At 41.1% G+C, this 5,336-nt stretch carries 4 protein-coding genes; all 4 read left to right on the top strand.

Features of this window, described 5'->3' with window-relative positions; genetic code table 11:
- Positions 1-241 precede the first annotated feature (241 nt).
- A complete protein-coding gene (locus ACTQV4_RS10015) occupies positions 242-832 on the top strand; it encodes an NUMOD4 domain-containing protein (RefSeq protein WP_441549863.1) in 591 nt (196 codons plus the stop codon).
- 87 nt (positions 833-919) lie between these two features.
- A complete protein-coding gene (locus tag ACTQV4_RS10020; RefSeq protein WP_441569752.1) occupies positions 920-2,725 on the top strand; it encodes a phage tail protein in 1,806 nt (601 codons plus the stop codon).
- The gene (locus ACTQV4_RS10025; RefSeq protein ID WP_441569753.1) at positions 2,725-4,209 is read left to right on the top strand and encodes a hypothetical protein; all 1,485 of its coding nucleotides are present in this window, start codon (positions 2,725-2,727) and stop codon (positions 4,207-4,209) included. Before ACTQV4_RS10020 ends, ACTQV4_RS10025 begins: the two co-directional genes overlap by 1 nt.
- The coding region (locus ACTQV4_RS10030) for a phage tail protein (RefSeq protein ID WP_441569754.1) at positions 4,209-5,336 on the top strand (1,128 nt) is incomplete at its 3' end. The genes ACTQV4_RS10025 and ACTQV4_RS10030, both read left to right, overlap by 1 nt.

Consider the following 5,336-nt stretch of genomic DNA (forward strand, 5'->3'; position numbering starts at 1 on the left):
ATTTTATTTATGGGTGTGCATACACTAACAAAAAATAAGTATGTGCTAATAGGGAACATCTAAGGCGAAAGCTATGACAATCCTATGCCAAGCCTGTAAAAATACAGGAAGGTTCAACGACTAGAGCTTTGCTCGTAGGGTGTCTATTAATACGACATTCGAAACGCCTACTATCAAAATCAAAGTTGCAAACCACCGTACATTGTGATATAATATAAATATACAAAAAAGAGGTGGAGATATGGAAAACTGGAAAGATATTAAAGGGTTTGAGGGATATTATCAAATATCTGACAACGGAAACGTTAGAAGTGTCACAAGACATGACGGAGTGCACGAGAGGATTGGGCAACCAATAAAAACTACACTTAAATATAACGGATATTTACAAGTTGGATTAAGGAAACACAACAAACGGAAATATTTTTCTATCCACAGGCTTGTAGCTATTAATTTTATAGATAATCCCGAAAATAAAAAACAAGTTAACCATATTGATTGCAACAAACAAAATAACAATATCAACAACCTTGAATGGGCAACATCAAAAGAAAATTTATATCATGCTAAAATTAATGGATTAAGAAATAATATGCCAAAAGGCGAAAAACATCCAAGTTTTGGAAAGTTTGCAGAAAACAGCAAAACAGCTAAACCTGTCATACGATATGAACGAAAAACAGGAAAAACAAAACTTTACGAGGCGAAAATATTAGCAAAAAATGATGGGTTCGACGTGACAAGCATTTCTAAATGTTGCCACAAAAAATTAAAAACACACAAAGGTTATGAATGGTATTTTGAAAAAGATTTTGATAAAGATATAGTCTAAGCCCTGAGGATTTGCAGAAATGCAAGTCCTTTTTAAATACCACGAAAGTGGGGGTATAAACTGGGAACAAAAGAAGAGATGCAGAGGTTGCTTGACGAAGCTGAAAAACTAAGTGGTGTTAAGTACAATATTGACTCTTTTGCGGATATAACCGAAGCTATCCACGTCATGCAAGAGAATATGGGGATTGCCGGGACAACGTCCAAGGAAGCAGCGTCCACAATCTCTGGATCGATCGGCATGATGAAAGCTGCATGGGAGAATTTCCTAACAGGTATGGCAGACCCTGACCAAGATTTTGGCGAGTTAGTAGGAGGGCTTACTGATTCCATCGGTATTGCTCTTGGAAATATCGTTCCACGGTTAGTCCAGGCTTTGCCTCGACTTATTGAGGGCCTCGCTCAAGTCATCCAAACATTAGCTGGCTACCTCCCAGAAATAGTTGGTGCTCTCTTGCCTGGTTTGGTAGAAGGTGCAACTAAGTTACTTGTTGCACTAAGCGAGACATTACCTGGGTTATTCGATGTACTTTTTAATCAAGTATTGCCACAAGTTATCAGTGCCTTTCAAAGTTTCCTTGAAAAAGTATTTTCTGTCCCTCCTGGGTCATTTGACGGTCTGTCAACTGCTTTCGAAGCTGTTCTAGAAGTTGTAAAAGGAACGGTTGAAACAGTCGAAAATGCTGTTTCCTGGTTCCAAAAAGGTGGTCCTGCAGTTGATGTTTTGACGACTGCTATCGTTGCTATAACCTCAGCCGTAACAGCATACTTAGCTATTACAAAAGCCATGGTTGCCTACGAAATTATAAAAAATGGGATCATCCAAGCCGGCACAGCTATACAAGCAGCATTCAACGCTGTAATGTCTGCCAACCCTATCATGATTGTCATCATTGCAATCACAGCACTTGTTGCCGGTTTGGTTTGGTTCTTCACTCAGACCGAAACGGGCAAACAAATCTGGCAAGGATTTATGGATTTCTTAGGCAGTGCTTGGAACACAATCGCAACAACCGCTCAAGCTGTCTGGACAGCCTTAGCGTCGTTCTTTAGCGGTCTATGGAGTGATATATCTTCGACTGCTCAAAGTGTCTGGAACACTATTTTAGGTTTTTTAAGCGGACTTTGGAACGGAATACTTTCTTTAGCACAAGGATGTTTTAATTTCCTTGTAGCTTTCTATTCTGGTATTTGGAACGCTATTTCTAGTACAGTCATGGCAGTTTGGAATGGCATTTCTTCCTTTCTATCTGGGTTATGGAGCAGTATTGTTAATACAGCTTCAAGTGTATTTAGGAGTATCTCGAATACAATTTCCCGTGTCATGAATGGAATTTCTAGCACTGTTTCTAATGTCTGGAACGGTATCAAGAACACTATTTCAAATGCAATCAACGGTGCAAAGAATATTGTTTCGAATGCAATCAATGCTATTCGAGGATTATTTAACTTTAAATTTAGATGGCCTCATATCCCCATCCCACACTTTAGTATTAGTGGTTCCGTAAATCCCTTAGATTGGTTAAAAGGGGGATTGCCTAAAATTGGTGTTCAATGGTATGCCAAAGGCGGTATCATGAACGGTCCAACAATGTTTGGCATGAATGGCAATAATGCCATGATTGGTGGAGAGGCTGGCCCAGAAGCTGTATTGCCGTTGAATGATAAAACTCTTGGAGGAATTGGTCGCGGAATTCTTGATGCTAGTGAATTTAGCAATGGAGAAGTTATGGCAGTCCTGTTTGAAATCCTAAGTGTACTGAAAGCCATCTACGACAAGGATGGAAGCGTGTATATCGATAGCGACAAGTTGATTGGCCATATTTGGAAAAAGCTACGTGACAAATTTGCCTTTGAAGACAATGTCGATTTAATCTTTAGAAGGGGGACTTGATGTTTTTTAAGAAATTAAAATGCGATGGTATCGCTCTAAATGATATCGTCAAAATCTCAAAGGTAATTGTTCAGCCGGTTGCAGATATCGAGAACCAATCCGATGATAACGCAGTAAGCGGAAGGACTTTTCTGCACCAGCATCGAGGAAGTAAAATAATCCAGGTTGAAGCGGTCATCCCAGAAAATGTCTTTGCGACCATTGACCGCTTGAACCGAATCTTTACGGACAAGGAATTGGTGCTTGAACTGGAAGAACAGCCAGACAGAGTGTATCGTGCCCGCTTTAGTAAAATGAGCACGCCAACAAGCTTCGTCCGCAATGCTGATATCAGCTTTGAGTTTGAGATTTTTGACGGAATCTCAAATGCAAAACACGGCAGAATATTTAATTTTGCCAAAAATGCTCAAGGTATCATGGAAGCAACCATCGTCAATGATGGCAGTAAAGCTGTACATGTTAACTATGAGGTGGAATTGGCCAAGGAATCTGGCTTCCTTGGCATCGTAACTGAATATGGAGCTTCCCAATTTGGGAAAGTTGAAGAAGTTGATGGTGTCATCGCTGAAAAAAGCGTCCAGCTGGCCAGTAATAAAGCTGGCAACTTCGCCAACTGGACCAATGGTACGGTTTTTTACGAAAACCAAACCAAAAAATCAGTAACAACTATGACGGCCGATACGCAATTCGGAGGCCGTCTAGGAATATTACCAGGCAGTTTTACAAACAGCGCAAACGGCAGACAATTTGGTGCTATCAAAGAGTTGGCTTTGTCAGAATCCGCTCAAAACTGGTATCTCTGGGCCAAGGCTTGGTTTGAGACTGGACAGGTTGATCAGACGGGGGCTTGGTGTCTCGCAGTTGTGGACTCTAATAATAACTTTATTGCTGGTATGGCCATTGAAAAAACAAATACTACCCAGAATCAAGCAACTGTGCATTTTTTGCTTGGCGATGGTGCAGGTGGCAGCCGGTCAGTCCACTATATCAACTTTACCCCAAGTAAGTATATCCCACCAAATCCATATGGTGAGGATAGCAAAAATGAAAATCGAAATATGTTTGATATTCGGAAAGAGGAAGACAAAGTCACCTTTTTCTGGTATGGAAAGTATTTCGTCTTTTACGAATCAAAAATACGGTCCGTTAATGCCAATAGAATCCAGTTTTTTGTTGGCCAGTACATTGGCCGTAGCACAGCTGGACAATTGGTAACCAGGATGTATCTAAACGATTTTAGCTTTACCAAAATTAAAGTGCCGTACTGGAAGGACATCCCAAATCGATATAAAACTGGGAGCATTCTACAAGTTTTCGGCGAAGAAGGCAGATTGTATGTTGATAATCAGGTAGCTCTCAGCGATGAAATTTTGGGCACTAGATATATCAAGGTACCGCCAGGGGAGACAAAAATTCAGTTGCTAGTTTCTAGTTTTTCGGAGATTAAAAGAGCAACTGCTGAAATTAAGGAGGCATTTAGCTGATGGATAATATTCGGATTGCCGTCCGTGACTCGACGGACAGCTATAATGTCGCTTTTTTTGACAATGAGGCAGGCATTAAGTTTAAAACGCCTAACTTGACAAAGTTTTTGGCCGGAAGTGCCAGTATGCTCTCTTTGAGTTTTAACTCAAAAGATATCGACACTGTCAAGACAGGATGTAAATTGTCTTTTGTCTATAAGAATAAGCCATATTGGCTTAATATCATGGATATCCAGAAAAACGGCTTTAAGATGGACTTAATTGCCTATTCATTAGTTTTGGAAATCAATAATGAGCAGAAAGGGTCCTACAAGTCAGACAAAGCCCAGTCAATCGCTAAATATGTACGAATTTTCGATCCAGAAAACTCTCTTACAATCGGCATCAATGAGGTGGCAGACAAATCAATTAAGCTTGAGTGGACAGGTACGAACACTCTACTGGATAGGCTGTACTCAATCGCTAATAGGTTTGACGCAGAGTTTGAGTTTGTGACAGAAACGAATAGCGACTACTCACTGAGGCGCCATGTGCTGAATATTTACCGCAAAGGGAATCTTGGCAAAGATTTAACCGGCCAGCCTGTCAGAGTAGGAAAAGACCTCAAAGTCATTAACTACTCTGATAACATCAAAGAGCTATACAGCGCGGTGCATGCCACTGGCAAAGATGGATTGACAATTGCTGGACTTACCAAGACAGTCAACGACGATGCTGGTAAACCGCTCTATGTTACAGATGGAGCTTATCTTCGAGCCCCACAAACAAGGAATAGATTTCCGTCTGTGGGAAGAAATTCAACGGACAACTATCTACTGTTGGACCTTGACAGCACGGAGTACGAAACTAAAGAGGCTCTATATGGCTATATGCTAGCTGAGCTGAAGAAAGCCAGTGTGCCCAAAGTATCGTACACAGCGGAAGGAAGCATGGATGGTGAGGTCGGGGACAAAATGACCCTGATAGATGATTTGCACTATGACCCGCCTCTGTATGTCCAAGGACGGATATCAGAGATGACGGAAGATATCATCACTGGTAGGGTCACAGAAACCACCTTTACGAATTACGAGCGCAAGTACAGTCAACTGTCAGATGACTTGCTCAAGCGTGTCGAAGAGCTGGCT

Source organism: Collinsella sp. LCP19S3_B11, assembly GCF_052121915.1.
Lineage (GTDB): Bacteria > Actinomycetota > Coriobacteriia > Coriobacteriales > Coriobacteriaceae > Collinsella.